Origin of the sequence: Streptomyces aurantiacus (genome assembly GCF_001418335.1) — a bacterium.
GTDB classification, from domain to species: Bacteria; Actinomycetota; Actinomycetes; order Streptomycetales; family Streptomycetaceae; genus Streptomyces; species Streptomyces aurantiacus.
This window is the reverse complement of record NZ_LIPP01000241.1, coordinates 1-22,903: the sequence shown is the minus strand read 5'-3', so window position 1 is coordinate 22,903 and position 22,903 is coordinate 1. Positions and strand designations below refer to the sequence as shown.

The window sequence follows — 22,903 nt, the reverse complement described above, 5'->3', positions numbered from 1 at the left end:
TTCCCCGCGCCCCTTAAAAGCGAAAAGACTGCGCCGTTCCCCGCGCCCCTTGAAGCCGAAGGCCGCGTCGGGCCCCGCTGGGGTCAAAGCCAAAAAACTGCGCCGTTCCCCGCGCCCCTGATAGGTGCGCCCCCTAAAGAGGGACGGGGCGTTGGGAGTTGACCGCCGGGGTGTTGGGAACAGTTACGGAATTTGGGTGTTCGGTGCCGTGTCCCCGTTCGGACCAGGGGGTTTCGGCATGTCGGTGGGGGGACTTTAGGGCGGGGTTGTCCGGTTTTTTCGACGGGCTTGTAACAGCGGTTAGGAGGCGGGCCGGGCGCGGGAGATTCGACGTCATGAACCACGACACCCCGCTCTCCCCCCGGCCTCTCCGCCATCTGTCCGACGTCCAGCAGCGTGTCCTGACCGCCGCGCAACTGCGGTCGCAGGGCATGAGCACCGCCGACATCAACGCCCGGTGCCGGCCGGGCGGTCCCTGGCAGCAGCTGCTGCCCGGCGTCTTCCTGCTCCGCCCCGGCCCCGCCACCGGCGAGGAGCGGCTGCACGCGGTCCTCACGTACGCGGCCCGCTCCCCCGTCACGGAACAAACGGAACAACCGGTCGTTCCCGCCCAGCCGGGCGCCCGCGAACCGCACGCCCCAGGCACCCCGAGCGCCCCGCAGCGGTACGCCGACGCGATGATCACCGGTCTCGCGGCGCTCGCCCTGCACCGCTTCTCGTCCGCTCCCCCGCTGCTGTCCCTGGACCGCATCGACGTCCTCGTGCCGCGGCTGCGCCGGCTGCGTTCGGCGAGCTGCGTGCGGATCGTCCGGGCGCCGGGCATGCCGAAGCCCGCGCAGATCGCCGGCATCCCGGTGGCGCCCGTCCCACGTGCGCTGGCCGACGCGGTGGCCGGCCTCACGGACGCCGGAGCCGTACGCCGGCTGCTCACCGAGGCGGTACGCGGCGGACACTGCGAACCAGCAGCTGTCGTACGGGAGTTGACCCAGGCCCGGTTGCTCAGCCGGCCGCACGTGGTGGACGCGGTCGACTCGCTCCTCGCGGAGGGCCGTGCCATCGCCGAGGACCGTCTCTACCGCATGGTCACGGAGCACGGCCTGCCCGACCCGGTCTGGAACGTCGAACTGCGGCTGCCGGGCGGCCCGCCCCTCGGCGGCCTCGACGCGTACTGGCCCGACCACGCCGTCGCCCTCGAACTCGACACCCGGACCCCGCGCCAGGACGACGACGCGATGTGGTCCGAGTACGCCCGCAAGCGCGAGCACCTGGAGCGCCTGGGCATCACGGTCGTCCACGTCACACCGAAGAAGCTGCGCGACTCGATGGAGCAGCAGGCGACCGTCGTGCGGACCGCCCTGATGGCGTCCGGTGACCGGGAACCGGCCGCGTACGTCGTGGTGGTGCCCCGGTAGGAACGCCACGGCAGGAGCACCGCGGCAGGAGAGGGGCCGCCGGACCTCGCGTCCGGCGGCCCCTTCCCTCTTCGGAAGGGCTCAGCCCTTCTTCAGTACCAGCTCCGTGTTGCGGTCCTCCGGGTCGCCGCTCAGGTCCGTGCGGGCGCCCGGGGCGTTGAAGGAGAGTTCCCGGTACAGGGCGGCCAGGCCCGTCTGGGAGAGGTCCGTGAAGTCCGTGTCGTGCGGGGCGGCGGACTCGATGAGCGTGGTGAACAGGGAGACCGTGCCGTCGTGGTTGTCGACGACCTCGATCACCCGGGCGAGCTGCGGGAAGTCGACGTGCGAGGCGGTGGAGACCTCCCAGAAGGAGCGGCCGTCCGGGGCGGCGTGCGGGGTGATGTTGTTCTTGTGGCTGTGGCCGTTCACCCAGGCGAGGACCGAGCGGTGGGCGCCCAGCACCGAGAGGATCTCGCCGCCGCCGTGCCGCTGCTCCCCCGGGTGCGCCGGGTCCTCGCGGAGGTTGCGCATCGTTTTGCTGGTGTGGTGGCTGAAGACGATGACGTGTTCCTTGTCCTTCTCGGCCGCCTTCAGCGTGCGCTCCAGCCACCGCAGCTGGGCGGTGCCGACCGAGCCCTCGTAGTGGCCGCCCGGGTCGGTGGTGTCGACGCTGACGCCGAGCAGGCCGTCCGCGATACGGAACGTGTAGTACTGGGTCTTCGCGGCGAGGTTGGCCGCCGAGTAGCCGTGTCCGACGGGGCCCGCGCCGGCGTTCGCCGGGTCGAGGTGGGCCCGGAGGTACTCGGCCGGGGTGAAGGGGGCGCGGCCCTCGTCCGGGGTGACCGCACGCGTCCTGCGTACCTGGGACGTGAGCATCGCCTTGAAGTCCGCGCCCTTGGGGTCGCCGCCCTTCTTGACGTTCTTCCAGAAGCCGGTGCCCACCGACTCGTCGAGTGCCATGAGTTTCCGGCCGCCGACCGCGAAGTCGGCGAAGAAGGAGTCGCCGGGCGCGTAGCAGCCGCCGGGCAGGAAGTCGTGGTTGCCGACCGTGGAGTACCAGGGCAGGTTGAGGCCGGGGCTGCGCAGTTCGCGGATCGCGGCGGCGAGGAAGCCGTCGATGCGCGGGAAGCCGAGCTGTTTGTCGGAGTCGCGCAGGGCCGCCTCGGGCTGCCAGTACAGCTTGAGGTCGCTGTTCTGGACGCCCTCGTAGCGGACCGGGTCACCGGAGTTGGGGGTGATACGGCCACCGCTCATCACCTTCAGGAACCAGTCGAGTTCCGTCTTGGCGTTGTTGTCGGTGTTGTCGCCCGTGGTCATCACGAAGTGCAGCGGGGAGCCGGTGACGGGCGCTCCGCGCAGCGCGTTGACCCGCTCGACGAGCGAGACCGCGCCGGCCACCGACAGGGACTCCTGGGGGCGCCAGGCGCTGGAGGTCTGGGCGCGCAAGTACTCGTAGCGCAGCGGGTGCTGCACGTCGACCAAATGCAGGTCGGTGAACTGCACGAACGCGGCGAGCGCGGTGCGCCGCTCGCCCCGGCCCGCCTTGGGTGCGGCCAGGTCGCCGCGGACGACGCGCGGCCAGGCGGGCCCGTCCCCGAGCCGCCGGAACCCGGAGCCCGGCCGCGCGGCGGCGACGGTCGAGAGGGTGGTGCCCCGCGTGTACGGGGCCAGGGGCGCGGCCGGCGCCCTGCGGGACACGGCGATGGGCTGCCCCTGGGTGGCGGCGGTCTCGGTGGCGGCCTCACTGGTCCCCGGCCGCAGCGCGAAGCCGATGCCCGCGGAGAGGGACACCGCCCCGGTGGCGGCCAGGAAGGCGCGGCGGTCACGGGCGGCAGTGGCGACAGAGCGTATGCGCGACATGGCGCGGTCTCCCCGAGTGCGAACGCGTCAGCAGTGGTCGCGGGCGGTTCGCCGATGCGAACTTCCCGCTCTACTTGATGGTTGGCATCGGGGGTGACCTGTGCGTTAACTGGACGGCAACGGGCAGCACCGATCGCCGTACGTGGATCTTGGACTACCCTCCGCGTCCACCGAGCCCTCCTCGAACCGAGGCGGGCCGGTCACTCCACGTTCACCTGGCTGGGTAGGGACCCGGTTCCGAGCGCCTCAGACGGCGCCCCGGGGATGTTCCGGGACGCCCGTCACGCGTCCCGTCGCGGGCCGGTCCCGCCACAGCGCGAGTCCGACGTCGACGAGTCCCACCCGGTTCAGCGCGGGCACCTCGTCGAGGGGGTGCCAGGCCGCCATGTCGGTGGAGCCGCCGGTCTCGTGGCGGAGTTCGCCACCGGTGACCCGGGCCTCGTAGACGATTCCCAGGCCGTAGAAGTCGACGTCGGCACCGAAGCGGCGCGGGTGGGTCTGCCGTGTCGAGTCGACGCCGAGCAGCGCGACCGGTTCGACCGCGTACCCGGTCTCCTCCTCGGCCTCCCGGATCACGGTGTCGTACGGGTCCTCGCCGTGGTCCATGCCCCCGCCGGGCAGCGTCCAGCGTTTGACGCCGTCCCTCGCCACCCAGCGCGCGAGAAGCATCCGCCCGTCCCGCACACACACCGCGTAGGCCGCCACCCTCAACTCCTCGCGCATGCACTGACGTTACGTGAGGGGGATGCCCGCACGTCCCGGTTTGGCCGGAGATCGGCTTCATGACGTATGGCGGAATTACGCCATGGACACTTCACGTCACGGTCCGCTCTCCCCAAACATCCGTTGTGTGGGTAAAGCTGAGCGGTCATCCGGGTCCACATTCCGGACTGACACGGACTGACACGATCGAACCGATGTCGATCCGATCGTGAACGGACTTTTCCTTTACCTCCAAGGATGCTGATGACCTTCCACTCTCAGCGCGCTCCGATCAGCGGCGCGAGACGCACGGCACGCATCGCCGTCGCCGCCGGTCTCGTGGCCGCTCTCTCCGCGGCCGGGCCGATACCCATGGCGTTCTCCGCGGACGACCCCGGCGCACCCGCCGACACACCCGTCAAGTCCGCGAGCGCCAAACTCGGTTCGGCCGACGCCGACCTCCTCGCGGAGGCGAAGGCGGACGGTGCCAAGAACGTCACGATGATGATCGCCACCGCTCCGGGGCAGACCGAGCGGGTCGCGCAGCAGCTGGACGCGGTCAAGGGCGGCTCGGTCGGCCGCACCTACGACAAGCTCGGCTACGTCCGCGCGACCGTCCCGACCGGCAGGGCCGACGCGGCCATCGCGGCAGCCGCCAAGCTCTCCTCCGTGCACGGCATCGACCTGCGCCAGGAGATCGAGCTGGACGACCCGACCCCGTCCGCCGACACGGCCAAGGGCGCCGAGAAGGCCTCCACCGCCGCCACGTACCCGGCGCCCGGCAAGAAGACCCCCGCCGTGAACCCGTACAACCCGTCCTTCGAGACGGGCGCCGTCGACTTCGTGAAGGACCATCCGAAGTCGGACGGCCGCGGCATCACCATCGGCATCCTCGACTCCGGTGTCGACGTGGCGCACCCCGCGCTGCAGAAGACGACGACCGGCGAGCGCAAGATCGTCGACTGGGTCACGGCGACCGACCCGCTGGTCGACGGCGACGCGACCTGGCGCGCCATGGTCAACGCCCGCTCGGGCCCGGTCTTCACCTTCGACGGCGAGACGTGGCAGGCCCCGGCCGGCGACTACGCGGTCAGCCGCTTCCGCGAGTCCGCGTCCACCGGCGGCGACGCGAACGGCGACCTGAACCGCGACGGGGACACGACCGACAGCTGGGGCGTGCTCTACGACGCCGCGGCCGGCACCGCCCGCGTCGACCTGAACGACAACAACGACTTCACGGACGACACACCGATGAAGCCGTACAAGGACCGCTACCAGATCGGCTACTTCGGTACCGACGACCCGGCGACGGCCATCGCCGAGCGGGTGCCGTTCGTCGTGGAGATCCGCAAGGACGTCCCGATGGACCCGCTGGGCGGCGACTGGGTCGGCAAGACGTCCGACTTCGTCAACATCGGCATCATCGAGTCCGAGCACGGCACACACGTCGCCGGCATCACCGCCGCCAACAAGCTGTTCGGCGGCAAGATGAACGGCGCGGCGCCCGGCGCCAAGCTCGTCTCCTCCCGCGCCTGCACCTGGAGCGGCGGCTGCACGAACGTCGCGCTCACCGAGGGCATGATCGACCTCGTCGCCAACCGCGGCGTCGACATCGTGAACATGTCGATCGGCGGCCTGCCCTCGCTCAACGACGGCAACAACGCGCGCGCCGAGCTCTACACGCGCCTCATCGACACCTACGGCGTGCAGCTGGTGATCTCGGCCGGCAACGACGGCCCCGGCACCAACACCATCGGCGACCCCGGCCTCGCCGACAAGGTCATCTCGGTCGGCGCGTCCATCTCCAAGGAGACCTGGGCGTCCAACTACGGCTCGCAGGTGTCGAAGAAGTACGCGATGCTGCCCTTCTCCTCGCGCGGCCCGCGTGAGGACGGCGGCTTCGCACCGACGCTGACCGCTCCCGGCGCCTCCATCAACACCACGCAGACCTGGTTCCCCGGCAGTCCGGTCGCCGAGGCGGGCTACTCCCTGCCGCCCGGCTACTCGATGCTCCAGGGCACCTCGATGTCGTCCCCGCAGGCCGCGGGCGCGTCCGCGCTGCTGCTCAGCGCGGCGAAGCAGAAGGGCATCGACCTCACGCCCGCCAAGCTGCGCACCGCGCTGTCCTCCACCGCCGACCACATCAGCGGCGTACAAGCGCACACGGAGGGCGCGGGCCTCATCGACATCCCGGACGCCTGGGACTCGATCCGTGACGGCGCCACCGCCCACGAGTACAGCGTCAAGGCCCCGGTCGACACCGCGATCGACTTCGCGCTGAAGACCCCGGGCTTCGGCACCGGCCTCTACGACCGCGAGGGCGGCCTCAAGGCCGGGCAGCAGAAGACGTACGCCGTCACGCTGACCCGTACGACCGGCGCCGACCGTGCGATCCGGCACGAGCTGCACCTGGCGAACAACCGGGACAAGACCTTCCGGATCGTCGGCGGTGACAAGATCTCGCTGCCGCTGAACAAGCCGGTGACGGTGAAGATCGCGGCCAGGCCGATGAGTTCCGGTGTGAGCAGCGCGATCCTGGAGGTCGACGACCCGCGCACCGAGGGCGTCGACAAGCAGGTCCTCACCACCGTGGTGGTCTCCGCCCCGCTGAAGTACACCTACTCGGCGTCCGGCAAGGTGCAGCGCAACTCCACCACGTCGTACTTCGTGACCGTGCCCGAGGGCGCCAAGAACCTGGAGGTCGCGATCGGCGGCCTGAAGGACAAGAGCCAGACCCGGTTCATCGCCATCCACCCGTACGGCGTCCCGCTCGACGAAACCCAGACGCCGTACTGCTACAACAACTACCTCGACGGCAACGGCTGCCGCCCCGACCTGCGGTCCTACAGCGATCCGGAGCCGGGCGTCTGGGAGATCGAGGTCGAGTCGCGCCGTACGTCGCCGCTGCTCGACAATCCGTACAAGCTGAACGTCGAGGTGCTGGGCGCCGACTTCGACCCGGCGGTCGTGACCGTCCCCGAGGCCAAGGTCGGCACGCCGACCCCGGCTTCCTGGAAGGTGACGAACAAGCTGGTGCCGGTCAGCGGTTCGCTCAAGGGCGGGCCGCTCGGCTCCTCCAAGAGCACCCGGCCGACGATCGCCCAGGGCGCCTCGGACATCACCACGGTGGACGTGCCCGCGGGCGCCGACACGCTCGACGTGAGCATCGGCAACGTCTCGGACGCCGCCGCGGACCTCGACCTGGTGGTCTACGACGCGCAGGGCAACCCGGTCGGCCAGTCCGCGGACGGCGACTCCGAGGAGTCCGTCTCGATCCCGTCACCCGCGGCCGGCACGTACAGCGTGGAGGTCGTCGGCTACGCGGTTCCGGCGGGCACGACCGCGTACGACTACCTCGACGTGTACTTCGCGCCCTCGCTCGGGCAGGTGGAGGTCGGCTCGACTCCCGTGAAGCTCGCCACCGGGGCCTCGGCGTCGGTCACCGCGCAGGTCGTCGCGAGCGCGGCGCCGCCGGCGGGCCGCACGTTCTTCGGGCGCGTACAGCTCGTGAACGCGCGGGGCACCGTGGCGGGAACGGGCAGCGTACTGATCGAGAAGGTCACGCCGTAGCCTCCGGCCATCACTGACGGAAGGGGCGGGCGTCCGGTTCGACCAGGCGCCCGCCCCTTCCGTTCCCCCTCGCCGGCCCGTTCAGCCCTCGCCGCCCTCCGGGCTCTCGCACTCCATGCCGCGCGCTCCCGGCAGGGCCTCGATGATCTCCTTGCGGACGTCGCGGATCCCCCAGCCGGTCTCGTAGTCCAGTCGGTCCCGCGGGCGCACCGGCACCCGCACCAGGGTGTAGGTGCCGGTCTTCAGGTCCTCCCGCGCCTCCTCGGGCAGTGTGACGGTGACCGTCGGGTGGTCCGCCGCCGACTGCTCGGGCCGGTAGTAGCGCTTCACCTTCAGTACGACGCGTACGTTCCCGTCGCCCGTGGACGTGATGCTCCGTACGGTCCCCTCGACGAGGATCTTGGAGCACGCGAGGTGCATCTCGGGCGACTCGGCCGACGTGTCGCCCGCGCCGGCCTCCTGTTTCGAGGCCGCCGAGTCGCCGCCGGCGGCCCCGTCGCTGTCGGCGCCGCCCTGTACGCCGAGCCACACCATCCCGCCGACCAGCGCCGCGCCCCCGGCCACGACGAGGGTGCCCAGGGCCAAACCCGCGTAACGCCGGTACCAGGGGGGTTGGTACGGCCTGAGCGGTTTCGGCTCCCTGCGCGGTTCGGGTTCCCTGAGCGGCTTCGGTGTCTGCGTAACCGCTGCCTGCGGGGCCGGTGTCTCCCCGGCCAGGGTGTCGCCCATCATCCGCAGCTGTTCCCTGAGCAGGGCCACGTCCGCGACCGCCGACCGGTGCTCCGCCATGAACGCCGCGTCGTCCCGGGCTCCTTCCGGCAGGGCCTCTTCCGTGATCGCGGCCAGCAGCGCGTCGATGCCCCCGTGCCCGGCTCCCTCGTGCCCGGCGTCCTCGTACCCTGCTCCCTCGTATCCGGCCACGTCACACCACCTCGTCCTCGTGCAGACGGGCGCGCAGCGCGCGGACCGCCGAGTGCAGCCTGCTCTTGACCGTGCCCTCCGGGATGCCGAGCTCCTCGGCGATCCCGCGGACGGGCAGGTCGGCGTAGAAGCGCAGCACGAGGATCTGCCGCTGCGCGTCGGGCAGCTCGTCCAGGCCCTGGGCCACGGCGAGCGACAGCACCTTCGTGTCCTCGCCCGCGTCGCGGACGGCGTACTCCGCGGGCCGCAGCGAGGCCAGGCGTTCGCCGATCCGCTCCTGCCGGCGTCTGGCCCGGTGCCAGTCCATGGCCAGGTTGGAGGCGACGACCGCCGCCCACGCCGACACGTCCCGTGGTGCCTCGGCCCCGCTCGCCTCCCGTTCCAGGAGCCGCAGACGTACCTGCTGTACCCCGTCCGGCAGGTCCGCCTGCGGCACCCCGCCGAGCGCGAGCACCGCACGCACCCGGCGCTCCTGAGCCGCGTCCAGGGGATCGTCGAGCGTCACCCCGGACTTCTCGTCGGCCCCCTGGACGCGGCGGGCTCTTCTGCGCAGCACGACCACCCTCCCCTCGCCGCGTTTTCTCTAGGACGCAGGTGGCGCGGAAAACGTTCGGCCGGCCTTCCCGGATCTTTCACGGATGGGGAACGTCTCACTTCGCGGGCAAAGGATTGGACACGTGGGCCGGGGTGAGACGCATGATGGAAGAGCTGGCCGGTAGCGCACGGGCAACCAGTACAGGCACCCAGTAACCCAGGCAGAAGGAGTCGCTGTGAAGGTAGGAATCGTCGGAGCCACCGGTCAGGTCGGCACTGTCATGCTGCGGATTCTCGCCGAGCGCGAGTTCCCGGTTCAGACGCTGCGGCTGTTCGCCTCGGCCCGTTCGGCCGGTTCGACGATCGACTACCAGGGCGACGCGGTGACGGTGGAGGACGCCTCCACCGCCGACTACTCCGGTCTCGACATCGTGCTGTTCTCCGCGGGCGGCGCCACCTCCCGGGCCCTCGCCGAGAAGGTCGCCGCGCAGGGTCCTGTCGTGATCGACAACTCCTCCGCCTGGCGCAGGGACCCCGAGGTTCCGCTGATCGTCTCGGAGGTCAACCCGCACGCCGTGGCGGACCGGCCCAAGGGGATCATCGCCAACCCGAACTGCACGACCATGGCCGCGATGCCCGTGCTGAAGCCCCTCCACGAGGAGGCGGGCCTCGAAGCCCTCGTCGTGGCCACCTACCAGGCGGTCTCCGGCTCCGGTCTCGCCGGTGTCGCCGAGCTGCACGGCCAGGCGCAGAAGGTCGTCGCCGACGCGGACAAGCTGACCTTCGACGGCTCGGCGGTCGACTTCCCCGAGCCGGAGGTCTACGAGCGGCCCATCGCCTTCAACGTCGTCCCGCTGGCCGGCTCCCTCGTGGACGACGGCCTGTACGAGACCGACGAGGAGCAGAAGCTCCGCCACGAGTCCCGCAAGATCCTGGAGATCCCGGAGCTGAAGGTCTCGGGCACCTGTGTCCGCGTGCCGGTCTTCTCGGGCCACTCGGTCCAGGTCAACGCCCGTTTCGCGCGTCCGCTGAGCGTGGAGCGCGCCACGGAGCTGCTGGCCGGCGCCCCCGGTGTCGCGCTCTCGGAGATTCCGACCCCGCTGCAGGCCGCCGGCCGGGACGCGTGCTTCGTGGGCCGCGTCCGCGCCGACGAGACCGTGGAGCACGGCCTCGCCCTCTTCGTCTCCAGCGACAACCTCCGCAAGGGCGCGGCACTGAACGCGGTCCAGATCGCGGAACTGGTGGCGGCGGAGCTCAACCAGAAGTAGGCAGACGGCCCGCGGGAGAGGGGCGCCCACCGGACGGCGGTTTCCGGGGGGCGCCCCGGAACGGCCATACCCGAGAGACGCCGGACCGGTTCCAGGTCGAAAAGGTGGATGTCGCCGCGCCGCCCCATGGAAGGATGACGCAACCCACCCATAACGAGGAGATGACCGCGTGCCTGGCACAAACCTCACCCGCGAAGAGGCCCAGCAGCGGGCGAAGCTGCTGACCGTTGACTCGTACGAGATCGATCTCGACCTCTCCGGCGCGCGGGAGGGCGGTACCTACAGGTCCGTGACCACGGTGCGCTTCGACTCCGCCGAGACCGGTGTCGGTTCCTTCATCGACCTGGTGGCCCCGGCCGTCCACGAGATCGTGCTCAACGGTGATCCGCTCGATCCCGCCGAGGTCTTCGAGGACTCGCGGATCGCGCTCGCGGGCATCCTGGAGGGCCGCAACATCCTGCGGGTGGTGGCCGACTGCGCGTACACGAACACCGGTGAGGGGCTGCACCGGTTCGTCGACCCGGTCGACGAACAGGCCTACCTCTACACCCAGTTCGAGGTGCCGGACGCCCGCCGGGTCTTCGCGAGCTTCGAGCAGCCCGACCTGAAGGCCACCTTCCGGTTCACCGTGAAGGCGCCCACCGGCTGGACCGTGATCTCCAACTCGCCGACGCCGGAACCCAAGGACGACGTCTGGGAGTTCGAGCCGACGCCGCGGATGTCCACGTACGTCACGGCGCTGATCGTCGGCCCGTACCACTCGGTGCACAGCGTGTACGAGAAGGACGGGCAGAGTGTGCCGCTGGGCATCTACTGCCGGCCCTCGCTCGCCGAGTTCCTCGACTCGGACGCGATCTTCGAGGTCACGCGGCAGGGCTTCGAGTGGTTCCAGGAGAAGTTCGACTACGCGTACCCGTTCAAGAAGTACGACCAGCTGTTCGTGCCGGAGTTCAACGCGGGCGCGATGGAGAACGCGGGCGCGGTGACGATCCGCGACCAGTACGTCTTCCGGTCGAAGGTGACGGACGCCGCGTACGAGACGCGGGCCGCCACGATCCTGCACGAGCTGGCGCACATGTGGTTCGGTGACCTGGTCACCATGGAGTGGTGGAACGACCTGTGGCTGAACGAGTCGTTCGCCACCTACGCCGAGGCCGCCTGCCAGGCCGACGCGCCCGGCTCGAAGTGGCCGCACTCGTGGACGACGTTCGCCAACCAGATGAAGACCTGGGCGTACCGGCAGGACCAGCTCCCGTCCACGCACCCGATCATGGCCGAGATCAACGACCTCGACGACGTGCTCGTCAACTTCGACGGCATCACGTACGCCAAGGGCGCCTCGGTGCTCAAGCAGCTCGTGGCGTACGTCGGTCAGGACGCGTTCTTCCGGGGCGTGCAGGCGTACTTCAAGCGCCACGCGTTCGGCAACACGCGCCTGTCGGACCTGCTGGGCGCGCTGGAGGAGACCTCAGGGCGGGACCTGAAGACCTGGTCGAAGGCGTGGCTGGAGACGGCCGGCATCAACGTCCTGCGCCCGGAGATCGAGACGGACGCGGACGGTGTCATCACGTCCTTCGCGATCCGCCAGGAGGCCCCGGCGCTGCCCGCGGGCGCGAAGGGCGAGCCGACGCTGCGCCCGCACCGCATCGCGATCGGCCTGTACGACCTGGACGGCGCGACGAGCGACGAGGGCGCGGGCGGCAGCGGCAAGCTGGTGCGCGGCGACCGCGTCGAGCTGGACGTGGACGGCGAACTGACCGCCGTGCCCGAGCTGGTGGGCAGGCGGCGCCCGGCCGTGATCCTGCTCAACGACGACGACCTCTCGTACGCGAAGGTCCGCCTCGACGAGCAGTCCCTCGCCTTCGTCACCGAGCACCTCGGCGACTTCGAGGCCTCGCTGCCCCGCGCCCTGTGCTGGGCCTCGGCCTGGGACATGACCCGGGACGCCGAGCTGGCCACCCGCGACTACCTCTCGCTCGTCCTGTCCGGCATCGGCAAGGAGTCGGACATCGGCGTCGTGCAGTCGCTGCACCGCCAGGTGAAGACGGCGGTCGAGCTGTACGCCGACCCGGTCGCCCGCGAGGCGCTGCTGACTCGCTGGACGGACGCGACACTGGCCCACCTGCGGTCCTCCGGGGCCGGCGGCGACCACCAGCTGGCCTGGGCGCGCGCCTTCGCGGCGACGGCCCGTACGCCGGAGCAGCTGGACCTCCTGGAGGCCCTGCTGGACGGCCGGGAGACCATCGAGGGCCTGGCCGTCGACACCGAGCTGCGCTGGGCGTTCGTGCAGCGGCTCGCGGCCGTGGGGCGTTTCGACGAGGCCGAGATCGCGGGCGAGTACGAGCGCGACAAGACCGCCGCCGGTGAGCGCCACGCGGCGAGTGCCCGTGCCGCCCGCCCGACCGAGGAGGCGAAGGCGGAGGCCTGGGAGTCGGTCGTCGAGTCCGACAAGCTGCCGAACGCCATCCAGGAGGCCGTGATCGGCGGCTTCGTGCAGACCGGTCAGCGCGAACTGCTCGCCGCGTACACGGACAAGTACTTCGCGGCGGTCAAGGGCGCCTGGGACTCGCGTTCGCACGAGATGGCCCAGCAGATCGCGGTCGGCCTCTACCCGGCGGTCCAGGTCTCCCCGGAGACCCTGGCGAAGACGGACGAGTGGCTGGCCTCGGCCGAGCCGAGCCCGGCGCTGCGGCGGCTGATCTCGGAGTCCCGCTCCGGCGTCGAGCGCGCGCTGAGGGCCCAGGCGGCGGACGCGGCGGCGGCGCCGATCGCCTAGCAGGCCCGTAAGCCCAGTCGGCCGGTACGCCCAGCAGGCCGTACCGGCCGGCGGGTGAGCGACATGGGGACGGGCGCCCGGCGTTGCGCGTATCGCCGGGCGCCCTTCCGCGTGCAGGAGGGGCTGAGCCTGTACAGGAGAGGCGGGGCCCTCACAGGCTCCCCGGATAGACTCCCGCGCATGGTCCGATCGTCCCGTGGTGAGGCGAACCCCGGGATGTGGCGGCGCGAGGCCGGCACCGTGGTGCGCCGGGTCCCGCCCTTCCCGCGGCAGACGACAGCCTCGTACGCCATCATCGCCGGGCTGCAGATTCCCCCCGTCCCCACGGAATGGGCGCCGCACTCCCACCCCCATCACGAGCTCGTCTGGGTACGCGGGGGGACGCTGACGTCCCGGGTGGAGGACCGCGTCTTCACCGTGTCCGAAGGGCACGGGCTGTGGATGCCCGCCGGAGTGGTGCACGGGGGCCGGGCGACGGCGGGCGCGAGGTTCTACGAGGCATTCTTCGCCCCCGACCGCGCGCCGTTCGCGTTCGCATCCGCCTCTTCGTTCGCCTTCGAGGAGCCCAGAGCGATCGCGATGACGCCGTTGCTGGAGTCGCTGCTGACCCATCTGTCCCGCACGGACCTCGACGCGGCGGCCAGGGCACGGGCGGAGTCGGTCGTGTTCGACGTGATCGAGCCCTCGGAACGCCGGCTCGCGCTGGAACTGCCCGGCGACGCCCGGATCGACGCCATCGCCGAAGCCCTGCTGGACGATCCCGCCGACTGCCGCTCGCTGGAGGAGTGGGCGCGGTGCCTGGGGATCAGCGAACGCACGATCACCCGCGCGTTCCGCCACGCGACGGGCCTGTCCTTCGCGCAGTGGCGACAGGTGCTTCGGGTGCATCGCGCGCTGACGCTCCTCTCCGAGGGTCTCGACGTGACGACCGTCTCCGAGACGCTCGGCTACGCACAGCCCAGCACCTTCATCGCCTCCTTCCGAAGGGTCATGGGAACCACGCCGGGCGCGTTCTTCGACGCGGCCGACCGGCCTTCCGGGGATGTCCGGAATCCCGTATCGCCTGTCCAAAGCTCCTGATTGCCGACAAGGCAGGCGGAACATACTCTTCTCGGAGTTAGGCAACCCTAAGTTGCTTCTCACGAGCGGTGCCTTCCGTGCGTGCGAGACCTTTGCGTGCGCGGTCTCGCTGCCGGCCCGGCGAAAGCGGGTCGGAGGGCGCCGAACCTTTCCCACTCCTCCGACCGTCCGGACGGCCCTGATGCTGCTCTCAAGCCTCTCCCGGCGTGCCGGCCGCCGCCCCGTGGCCGGCCCCGCCACGCCGGCCGCCGCCCTCAACGGGCACGACCTGGTACTGCGGTACGGCGGCACACCGGTCGTCCACGGCGTCTCGCTGGCCCTGGAACCCGGGCGGGCGACCGCGCTGGTGGGCCCGAACGGCAGCGGGAAGTCCACCCTGCTGCGCGCCCTCGCGCGGCTGCACCGGGTCGGCGGCGGCCGGGTGACGCTCGGCGCCTCCGACGGGTCGACCGGCGGGTCGACCGGCGGACCGCCCGAGCGTGACGCGGCCCTGCTCAGTGCCCGTCGGTTCGCCCGCGAGGTCACGCTGTTCTCCCAGTCGAGGCCCGCGCCGCAGGGGCTGACGGTCACGGAGGTCGTGGCCTTCGGACGCCACCCGTACCGGCGCGGCTTCGCCGGGCCGACCGCCGAGGACCGCGCCGCGATCGAGCACGCCATGGGCGTCACCGGCGTACGGGACATGGCGGGCCGCCCTGTCGGGGAACTCTCCGGCGGGGAGATGCAGCGTGTCTGGCTGGCGGCCTGTCTGGCCCAGGACACCGGCGTCGTGCTGCTCGACGAACCGACCAACCACCTGGACCTGCGGTACCAGATCGAGACCCTCGACCTGGTGCGGGATCTCGTCGAGGAGCACGGCATCGCGGTCGGGGTCGTCCTGCACGACCTCGACCAGGCGTCCCGCGTCGCGGACACGCTGGTCCTGATGCGCGCCGGCCGTGTGCACGCGGCGGGCAAACCCGTCGACGTCCTCACCGCGCAGAACATCGGCGAGGTCTACGACGTCCGTGTCGAGGTCGGCGTCGACCCCCGCACTGGCCGGCTCCGTATCGACCCGCTCGGACGACACTCCGCCTGAACTCGGACGACGCCCCGCCTGAAGACGGCACTCCGCCCGCGTCCGATCACAAGAAATCCCAAGTAGCCATAAGAAATCGCAAGAAAGCTCAAGAAAGCTCAAGAAAGAGGACCGTTCATGAACCGTGCCCGTCGCCTGGCGGCGTCAGCCTCCACGGGGCTCATCGTCCTGGCCGCAACGGCCTGCGGCACGACCGACGTCGACAAGGCCGAGGCCAAAGCCGGCAGCAGCGCGAGCGCGTCGCCCGCGTCGAAGAGCTGCGGCCAGGACACCACGGTCACTTCGACGAAGCCGGTCTCCTTCAAGGACGGCGTCGGCCGGCAGGTGAAGCTCGACAAGCCCGCCGAACGGATCGCGGTCCTGGAATGGCAGCAGGTCGAGGACGCGCTGACCTTGTGCGTCACCCCCACCGCGGTCTCCGACGCGAAGGGCTACAGCACCTGGGTCAGCGCCGAGAAGCTGCCCGGCGGGGTGACCGACATCGGCACCCGTGAGGAGCCCGACCTCGACACCCTCTACGCGGCGAAGCCCGACCTCATCGTCGTGGAGGCGTTCGACGCCGACGACGAGACCCTCAAGAAGCTGGAGAAGCGGGGCGTCCCCGTGATGGCCACGCGGGGCGCGAACCCGAAGGACCCGATCGGGAACATGCGGGAGGTGTTCAGCATGATCGGCGAGGCGACCGGGCGCACCGAGCGGGCCGACCAGGTGCTCAAGGAGTTCGACGATCACCTCGCGACGGCGAAGGAGCAGGTCACCGACGCCGGTCTGCCGACGAAGGACTTCCTGTTCTTCGACGGATGGCTGGAGGGCGGCAACCTCACGATCCGCCCCTACAGCGACGGCGCCCTGTTCACCGAGATAGGCAAGGAGCTCGGCCTGAACCCCGCCTGGTCCGACGACGTCAACAAGGCCCACGGGGACGGGGGCGTGGACAAGTCCTACGGCCTGGCGCAGACCGATGTCGAAGGACTCACCTCGGTGGGCGACGCCAACCTCTTCTACGCCAACGACGAAGGGGCCGGCGGCTATGTGGCCGCGATGGAGAAGAACCCCCTCTGGAAGTCCATGCCGGCCGTGAAGGAAGGCCGCGCGCACGCGTTCCCGGCGCGGGTGTGGGGCGCCGGCGGTCCGCGCTCCTGCGCGCAGGCGATCGACGCGTACGTCGACGTACTCGACAAGAAGTGAGCACAACGCGGACTGCGGCGCCCCCGGCACCCCGGAGGGAAGCGCCGCCGCGCGCCGAGCACGGCGGCGGTCCCACCGGGGTCGCCGTCCTGGCACTCCTTCTCGTCGTGACCGTCCTGGTGGGCATGTGGCACCTGACGCAGGGCACGTCGGGTGTCGGCGTCGGCGACCTGGTGCGGTACCTCGCCGGGGAACGGGACACCACCGGCGGGGCGCCGGTCGGCGAGATCATCACCGGCTCGCGGCTGCCACGGCTGTTCGCGGGCGTGGCGGTGGGTTTCGCCCTCGGCGCGGCCGGCGCGCTGCTGCAGTCCGTCACGCACAACGCGCTCGCCTCCCCCGACACCCTCGCGGTCACGGCCGGGGCCTACTTCACGCTGTCGCTCGTCGCGGCCTTCGGTCTCACCGTCCCGCTCTGGGCGTCGGGCGCCGTCGCCTTCGCCGGCGGCCTGGTGGCGGCGGCGCTCGTACTGCTCCTCGCGGGCCGGGCCGCGGGCACCACGGGCACCCGCCTCGTCCTCGCCGGATCGGCGACGGCGATGGCCCTGGACGCGGCGACCTCGATGCTCCTCATCCTGTTCAAGCAGAACACGACCGGTCTCTTCGCCTGGGGCAGCGGTTCGCTCGCCCAACTGAACATCGACGCGTCGGTACGGGCCTTCCCCCTGGTGGCCGTGGTGCTGTGCGTCGCCCTGGCGCTGTCCCGGCGGCTGGACGTGATGAACCTCGGCGACGACGCCGCGGCCACCCTCGGCGTGCCCATCCGGACCACCCGCGTGGCAGCCGTGGTCTGCGCGGTGCTCCTGACCGGTACCGCGGTGACACTCGCGGGCCCGATCGGCTTCGTCGGCCTCGGCGCGCCCGTGCTGGCCCGCCTGGTCGCGGGACGGGTCCCGGCGCTGCGCCGCCACCTGTTCCTGATACCCGCGGCCGGTCTGCTCGGCGCGCTGCTCATCCTGCTCGCGGACGCGTCGCTGCGCGCGGTGCAGGGCGCGGACGGGGCCGCCTCCATTCCCACCGGCGTGCCGACCGCGCTGCTCGGCTCCGTCGTGATCGTGGTCCTCGCGCTCCGCCTCCGCGACACGGGCGGCCTGCGGCAACCGCCGCATGCGCGGGTCGTCGCACGGTCGCGCCGCGCGTTCCTCCTCGTCGTGCTCGGCGCGGTGACGCTCCTGGCCGGGGCGGCCCTGGTGGCGGTCCTGGCGGGAAGCCTCTGGCTGCGTACGGGGGACATCGCGCTCTGGGCCCAGGGAGCCGCCCCCGACCTGATCGGTCAGGCGCTCGACGACCGGGTCCCGCGCGTGATCGCCGCGGTCCTCGCCGGTGCGGCCCTCGGACTGGCCGGCTGCGTCGTGCAGGGCGCGGTGCGCAATCCGCTGGCGGAGCCGGGTGTGCTCGGCATCACCGCGGGCGCGGGGCTGGGTGCGGCAGCCGTCGTCACGTCGGGCCTGCCCGGCGGCCGGCCGCTGCTCATCGCCGCCGCGGTCACGACGGGGCTCGTCACGTTCGCGGTGATCGCCCTGCTGTCCTGGCACGGCGGCTTCCTGCCCGACCGGTTCGTACTGATCGGCATCGGCTGCGGGTACGGCCTCAGCTCCGTCACTACGTTCCTCCTGCTGCGCGCCGACCCGTACAACACGCCCCAGCTCTTCACCTGGCTCTCGGGGACGACCTACGGGCGCACCCTGCCCGATGTCGTACCGGTCGCGGTGGCCCTGGCGCTCGCGCTGCCGGTGCTGCTCGCCATGCGCGGCCAGTTGGACCTGCTCGCCGTCGACGAGGACACTCCGCGCATCGTCGGCGTCAGGCCGGCCCGCGTACGTTTCGCCGCGCTGACGATCGCCGCCGTGCTCGCGGCGCTCAGCGTGATCGCCATCGGCGTCGTCGGCTTCGTGGGGCTCGTCGCCCCGCACCTCGCCCGGTCGCTGGTGGGCGCCCGGCACGGCCGCGCGATACCGGTCGCGATGCTGCTCGGCGGGCTGCTGGTCTGCGTGGCCGACGCCCTCGGCCGCACGGTCGTCGCCCCCGCCCAGGTACCGGCGGGTCTCATGATCGCCCTGGTCGACGGCCCGTACTTCGTCTGGGTGCTCCGGCGGTCCCGCGCATGACACCGAACTGCCGCCCGAGCAGGAACAGAGGACGAAGCAGATGAAACACACAGAATTCACAGAACTCACAGAACTCGCAGAACAGCAGGGAACGTCCGTGAAGAGCGTCGTCGTCCCGTTCGAGCGCGACACGTCGCCGAACCCGCTGAGGCAACTCGGGCACCTGCTCGGGCACCTGGAGGTGCCGGACCGCTGGCACACGGTCGACCGCTCCGCCCACGCCCCCCACATCGTGGCCGTTCCGGGCGGCGACGGCGACGGCGAGGGGGGTGACTGGGGCGCCGCCGCGCTCGTGACGGCCCGCCCGCACACGGCCTACCTGAAGATTGTCGACGCCGTCGGTGACGTACCGGCCGCCGTCCGGGCCGTCGTGGCCCACGCACGCCGCCGCGGTGCCGCCCAGGTCAAGTGGGAAGGATGGACGGCGAGCCCGGAGGCCGCCGCTGCCGCCGGCTTCACCCCACTGCGGCCCCCGCTCACACCGGCGCAGCAAGCGGCAGGGCCCGATACCGGCTACGTTCGCTGGCTGCACGACGACTCGGTCTACGACTCCGAGCCCCCGTACTACGGCCAGACCACGCACTTCACGTGCGGCGCCGTCACCGCCCTGCTCGCGCAGGCGCACGCGGGGGCGCTGCCGAAGGCGGCACTCGACCGCGAGGCGGAGCTGACGCTGTGGCGCGACGCGACCAACTTCCCCGCGTGCGAGCCCGTCGGGCTTGGCGTCGCCCTGCGCCGGGCCTGGCCGTCGTCCCCCGTCACGGTCCACCTCGACACGGACCGGCCCGTCCTGCTCGGCCACTTCCCGGAGAACGAGCAGGAGTGGCGTGCTCTGCTCCAGCGCATGTCGCGTACGGAGGCCGCACGGATCGGCGTGCCGATCGATCCGGGCCGCCTCCCCCTGTCCGCGATCCGGAGCGCGATCGGCCGCCGGGAACACGTGTTGCTCCTCGTCTCGCTCGCCGGGATGCAGGGGTTCGACGTTCCGCACTGGGTGCTCTGCCACGGTGCCGTACCCGGCGCCGTCGTGATCGAGGACCCGTGGGCCAACGCGGCCACGGGGGACACCTGGGTCGACGCCCACCTGCTGCCCGTCCCCGACACGTCGCTCGACACCATGTCGACCCTCGCGGTGGACGCGGTGGACGCGGTGGACGCAGTAGATGCAGCGGACGGAGCGGACTCGGCAGACCGCTTCCGCGGTGCCGTGGTCATCGGCCGCCCGCTCGTGTGACCGCGTCCGTGCCGGAACATGCCGAGGGCACCGCACTCACCCCGTACGACATCAGTCGCGTACGTACGTGAGAACGGTGCCCTCGGAAAGAGACCTCGCAGGGGACCGGGCCGGGACCGGGCTCAGGAGGAGGTGGCGCTCACCTGGTCCTTGCCCTGCATCTTGCCCTGGCCCTTGCCTCCCGGCTTGCGCTTCGGCCGGCGGTCCGACGAACCGTCGAGCACCCAGACCAGGCCGGCGATCAGCAGGAACAGCCCGATCGGCGCCACCACATAGAGCCCCAGCGTCTCGATGACGCTCAGGCCCTGACCGGGATCGTCGCCGTCGTCGCGCGTCACCGCGAGCGCGGGGGACGACATGAGCAGCATCATCAGCGTCGTACCGGCAGCCAGGGCGCCGGCGCGCAGGGCGTTCTTCTTGTCCACGGTGCAAACGTAGCGAACCCCCGTTCCGGCCGCGCGCCCGGGGTGCCGTACGGGGTGCCTCACGGGGTCCGGGGGCTCACTCGGCCGGCCTCCCACACCCTGGCTCTCGCTCGTGCCCGCGCCCGCCGACCGTGCCGTCTTCGCGCACCACCTCTATGAGGGCGTGCAGCCGGGGTGAGGCGGCGAGTTCCTCCAGCGTGACGGGGCGTCCCTCGGCGTCGGCGACGGGCAGGCGCCAGTTCGGGTACTGGTCCCAGGTGCCCGGCAGGTTCTGCGGGCGGCGATCGCCGACGGCGTCCGGGAGCCAGACGCCGACGAGGCGGGCGGGAGTACGCAGCAGGAAGCGGTGCACGGCCTGGATCTGGGCCTCCCGCGACTGCTCCGAGACCCCGCCGGCCGCCCCCTCCAGCAGCCCGAGCCGGGCGAGCAGCGCCAGCCACTCCCCCACGTCCGCCGCCGCCTCGGCGCGCTCCTCGCCCACCGGGCGGGTCAACAGGCCGAGCCGGTCGCGCAGTTCGACGTGGTCGCCGGTGAGCCGGGACGCGGTGGGCGGCAGGTCGTGGGTGGTGGCCGTGGCGAGGCAGTCGGCGCGCCAGTGGTCGGGAGGCAGCGGCAGACCCGTACCGTCCCAGTCGCGCTCGAACCAGAGGACGGAGGTGCCGAGCACCCCGTGCTCCTGAAGGGTCTCCCGCACGCCGGGCTCGACGGTGCCGAGGTCCTCGCCGATCACCAGGGCCCCGGCGCGGGAGGCCTCCAGGGAGAGGATCGCGAGCATGGCCTCGGCGTCGTAACGGACGTAGGTGCCCTCGGTGGCCGGGCGGTCCTGCGGAATCCACCAGAGCCGGAAGAGGCCCATGACGTGGTCGATCCGCAGGGCGCCCGCGTGCCGGAACAGGGCGCGCAGGAGGCGGCGGTACGGGGCGTAGCCGGACTCGGCGAGACGGTCGGGGCGCCAGGGCGGCAGCCCCCAGCCCTGGCCCTGGTCGCTGAACGCGTCCGGGGGCGCGCCGACCGACATGCCGGCCGCGAAGTACTCCTGCTGCGCCCAGGCGTCGGCGCCACCGGGGTGGACGCCCACGGCGAGGTCGTGCACGAGCCCCACGGCCATGCCGGCGTCGCGGGCGCTGCGCTGGGCGGTGGCGAGCTGGGCGTCCGTGAGCCAGGCGAGCTGGCTGTGGAAGTCGACGCGGTCCATCAACTCGACGCGGGCGCGGGCGGTGTCGGCCGAGCGGGGGTCGCGCAGGCCCTGCGGCCACCGCGGCCAGTCGGGGCCGTACACCTCCGCGAGCGCGCACCAGGTGGCGTGGTCCTCCAGTGCCTCGCCCTCCTCGGCGAGGAAGTCGCAGTAGGCGGCCCGGCGTCCGGGCCCGAGCGGCACGTCCCGCACCAGCTCCAGCGCCTCGCGCTTGAGTTCCCACACGGCGTCGCGGTCGATCAACGCGTCCTTGTCGAGCACGGATTCGCGCAGCCGGCGGGCCCGCTCCAGGAGTACGCGGACTCGGACGCGGTCACGATCGCCCTCGTCTTCGCCGTCTCTCCCGTCTTCGCCGTCTCTCCCGTCTCCGCCGTCTCTCCCGTCGAGGTACGCGAACTCGGGGATGTCCTCGACCCGCAGATGGACGGGGTCGGGGTAGCGGCGCGAGGAGGGCCGGTACGGGGAGGGGTCGGTGGGCGCGCCGGGCACGGCCGCGTGCATCGGGTTGACCTGCACGAATCCGGCTCCGAGCGCCCGTCCCGCCCAGGCCGTCAGTTCGGCGAGGTCCCCGAGGTCGCCCATGCCCCAGGAGCGCCGGGAGAGCAGTGAGTAGACCTGCACGAGCAGCCCGTACGTACGGTCGGGGGGCGCGGGCAGTCTCGTGGGGGCAACGACGAGATGGGCGCGCGCGGTACGCCCGTCCGGGGCGGTGGCCTCCAGCTCGTGCACTCCGAGCGGCAGCCGCGGCAGCCGCTCCCGCTCGACGGAGGCCAGGGTCTCCCCCTGCTCGGTCCGCACGCTCAGCCGGGTCCCGGCGGGCAGCGCGGCGAGTGCGGAGCCGCCCGCGGCGTCCCGGAAGGTGGCGGGCGGCTGCGTCCAGCAGACCACCGTCGGCGGCAGCAGCCTCTCCCGGAGCTTCGCCTCGCCCGCGGCGAGGGAGTCGCGGACGGCGTCCGGGGTCCCCGCGGCGACCCCCAGCGCGGCGAGCGCGGCGACGACCGCCGTGTCCGGGACCGCGACCGTGCGCCCCGGGGACGGGCTGTAGGACGTGGCGACGCCGTGCAGGGCGGCGAGCCGGGAGAGCGGCATCAGACTCCCGAGGGGTCCAGGCCTGCGGCGGCGCCCGTGGAGGTCGGCTCGCTCGTCAGGGGCGCGGCGTCGGCAAGAGGAGGTTCGCTGGTGAGGGGGGCGGCGTCAGGCAGCGGCGGCTCGCTGGTGAGCGGTGTCTCGGCGCAGGAGCTCTCGGCGCTGAAGACGCAGTACTGCGGGTGGAGACCCGCGTCGGATTCGGATTCGGAGTGGGGGTCGAGGTAGAGGGCGGGAGTGGCGGGCACGTCCGCCGGGCGTTTGGAGAGGGCCGAGAGCAGAAGCTGTGCCGATGCGGCCACGGGGGCCTCCTTGGTGGTCGTGCGGGCGGGTCAGGGCAGCCCCTACCCAGCGGGCGCGCCCGCAGACGTGACAGCTCGGACAACGTGTGCCTGCTCACATTCTGTCCCGGATGGGCCCCGGAGGAACCCGGGGCAACCCTGGCGAACCCCCGAGAAACCCCGGACGAACCCCGGACGAACGCCCACCC

At 71.9% G+C, this 22,903-nt stretch carries 16 protein-coding genes; 9 read left to right on the top strand and 7 right to left on the bottom strand.

The features are described from left to right. Positions 1-335 precede the first annotated feature (335 nt). The gene (locus AOK01_RS28770) at positions 336-1,412 is read left to right on the top strand and encodes a hypothetical protein (RefSeq protein ID WP_055516764.1); all 1,077 of its coding nucleotides are present in this window, start codon (positions 336-338) and stop codon (positions 1,410-1,412) included. 81 nt (positions 1,413-1,493) lie between these two features. Here the strand turns inward: AOK01_RS28770 and AOK01_RS28765 are convergent, their stop codons facing one another. Both AOK01_RS28765 and AOK01_RS28760 read right to left on the bottom strand, forming a co-directional pair. Continuing rightward, positions 1,494-3,251 carry a TIGR03767 family metallophosphoesterase gene (locus AOK01_RS28765; protein ID WP_055516763.1) on the bottom strand — a complete coding sequence of 586 codons (1,758 nt, stop codon included), beginning with the start codon at positions 3,249-3,251 and terminating at the stop codon, positions 1,494-1,496. Positions 3,252-3,497: 246 nt separating this feature from the next. After that, complete coding sequence (locus AOK01_RS28760; protein ID WP_055516761.1) at positions 3,498-3,974, bottom strand: NUDIX hydrolase; 477 nt, start codon at positions 3,972-3,974, stop codon at positions 3,498-3,500. Between the two features lie 243 nt (positions 3,975-4,217). Between AOK01_RS28760 and AOK01_RS28755 the strand changes: the two genes are divergently transcribed. Further along, the gene (locus AOK01_RS28755; RefSeq protein WP_055516768.1) at positions 4,218-7,523 is read left to right on the top strand and encodes a S8 family serine peptidase; all 3,306 of its coding nucleotides are present in this window, start codon (positions 4,218-4,220) and stop codon (positions 7,521-7,523) included. Between the two features lie 81 nt (positions 7,524-7,604). Here the strand turns inward: AOK01_RS28755 and AOK01_RS43000 are convergent, their stop codons facing one another. Both AOK01_RS43000 and AOK01_RS28745 read right to left on the bottom strand, forming a co-directional pair. Then, positions 7,605-8,444 (bottom strand): hypothetical protein, encoded by an 840-nt coding sequence (locus AOK01_RS43000; protein ID WP_055516760.1) that lies wholly within the window; start codon positions 8,442-8,444, stop codon positions 7,605-7,607. 1 nt (position 8,445) lies between these two features. Then, positions 8,446-9,006 (bottom strand): RNA polymerase sigma factor, encoded by a 561-nt coding sequence (locus AOK01_RS28745; RefSeq protein ID WP_425424766.1) that lies wholly within the window; start codon positions 9,004-9,006, stop codon positions 8,446-8,448. 208 nt (positions 9,007-9,214) lie between these two features. Here AOK01_RS28745 and AOK01_RS28740 point away from each other — a divergent pair, with 208 nt between their 5' ends. The 7 genes from AOK01_RS28740 to AOK01_RS28710 all read left to right on the top strand — a co-directional run bounded on the left by AOK01_RS28740 (position 9,215) and on the right by AOK01_RS28710 (position 19,707). Next, complete coding sequence (locus AOK01_RS28740) at positions 9,215-10,246, top strand: aspartate-semialdehyde dehydrogenase (protein ID WP_055516756.1); 1,032 nt, start codon at positions 9,215-9,217, stop codon at positions 10,244-10,246. Between the two features lie 169 nt (positions 10,247-10,415). After that, positions 10,416-13,022, top strand: a complete 2,607-nt coding sequence (gene pepN, locus AOK01_RS28735) for an aminopeptidase N (protein ID WP_055516755.1) — start codon at positions 10,416-10,418, stop codon at positions 13,020-13,022. Between the two features lie 180 nt (positions 13,023-13,202). Further along, entirely contained in the window at positions 13,203-14,102 is a 900-nt protein-coding gene (locus tag AOK01_RS28730) for a helix-turn-helix domain-containing protein (RefSeq protein ID WP_055516753.1), read from the top strand. 181 nt (positions 14,103-14,283) lie between these two features. Beyond that, positions 14,284-15,177, top strand: coding sequence for an ABC transporter ATP-binding protein (locus tag AOK01_RS28725; protein WP_079103837.1), 894 nt, complete (start codon positions 14,284-14,286; stop codon positions 15,175-15,177). 117 nt (positions 15,178-15,294) lie between these two features. After that, on the top strand, positions 15,295-16,365 hold the full coding sequence (locus AOK01_RS28720) for an iron-siderophore ABC transporter substrate-binding protein (protein ID WP_055516751.1): 1,071 nt from the start codon (positions 15,295-15,297) through the stop codon (positions 16,363-16,365). Continuing rightward, the gene (locus AOK01_RS28715) at positions 16,362-18,473 is read left to right on the top strand and encodes an iron ABC transporter permease (protein WP_055516749.1); all 2,112 of its coding nucleotides are present in this window, start codon (positions 16,362-16,364) and stop codon (positions 18,471-18,473) included. The genes AOK01_RS28720 and AOK01_RS28715 overlap by 4 nt, the downstream gene beginning before the upstream one ends. A gap of 40 nt (positions 18,474-18,513) precedes the next feature. Further along, complete coding sequence (locus AOK01_RS28710) at positions 18,514-19,707, top strand: peptidase C39 family protein (RefSeq protein WP_079103836.1); 1,194 nt, start codon at positions 18,514-18,516, stop codon at positions 19,705-19,707. Between the two features lie 122 nt (positions 19,708-19,829). On the opposite strand, the gene AOK01_RS28705 is transcribed toward AOK01_RS28710, so the two are convergent. From AOK01_RS28705 to AOK01_RS28695, 3 genes are all read right to left on the bottom strand, one after another. Next, positions 19,830-20,132 carry a hypothetical protein gene (locus AOK01_RS28705; protein WP_055516747.1) on the bottom strand — a complete coding sequence of 101 codons (303 nt, stop codon included), beginning with the start codon at positions 20,130-20,132 and terminating at the stop codon, positions 19,830-19,832. A gap of 76 nt (positions 20,133-20,208) precedes the next feature. Further along, the gene (gene malQ, locus AOK01_RS28700; protein WP_055516745.1) at positions 20,209-22,416 is read right to left on the bottom strand and encodes a 4-alpha-glucanotransferase; all 2,208 of its coding nucleotides are present in this window, start codon (positions 22,414-22,416) and stop codon (positions 20,209-20,211) included. Beyond that, on the bottom strand, positions 22,416-22,715 hold the full coding sequence (locus AOK01_RS28695; protein WP_055516743.1) for a hypothetical protein: 300 nt from the start codon (positions 22,713-22,715) through the stop codon (positions 22,416-22,418). Before AOK01_RS28695 ends, malQ begins: the two co-directional genes overlap by 1 nt. Between the last annotated feature and the right edge of the window lie 188 nt (positions 22,716-22,903).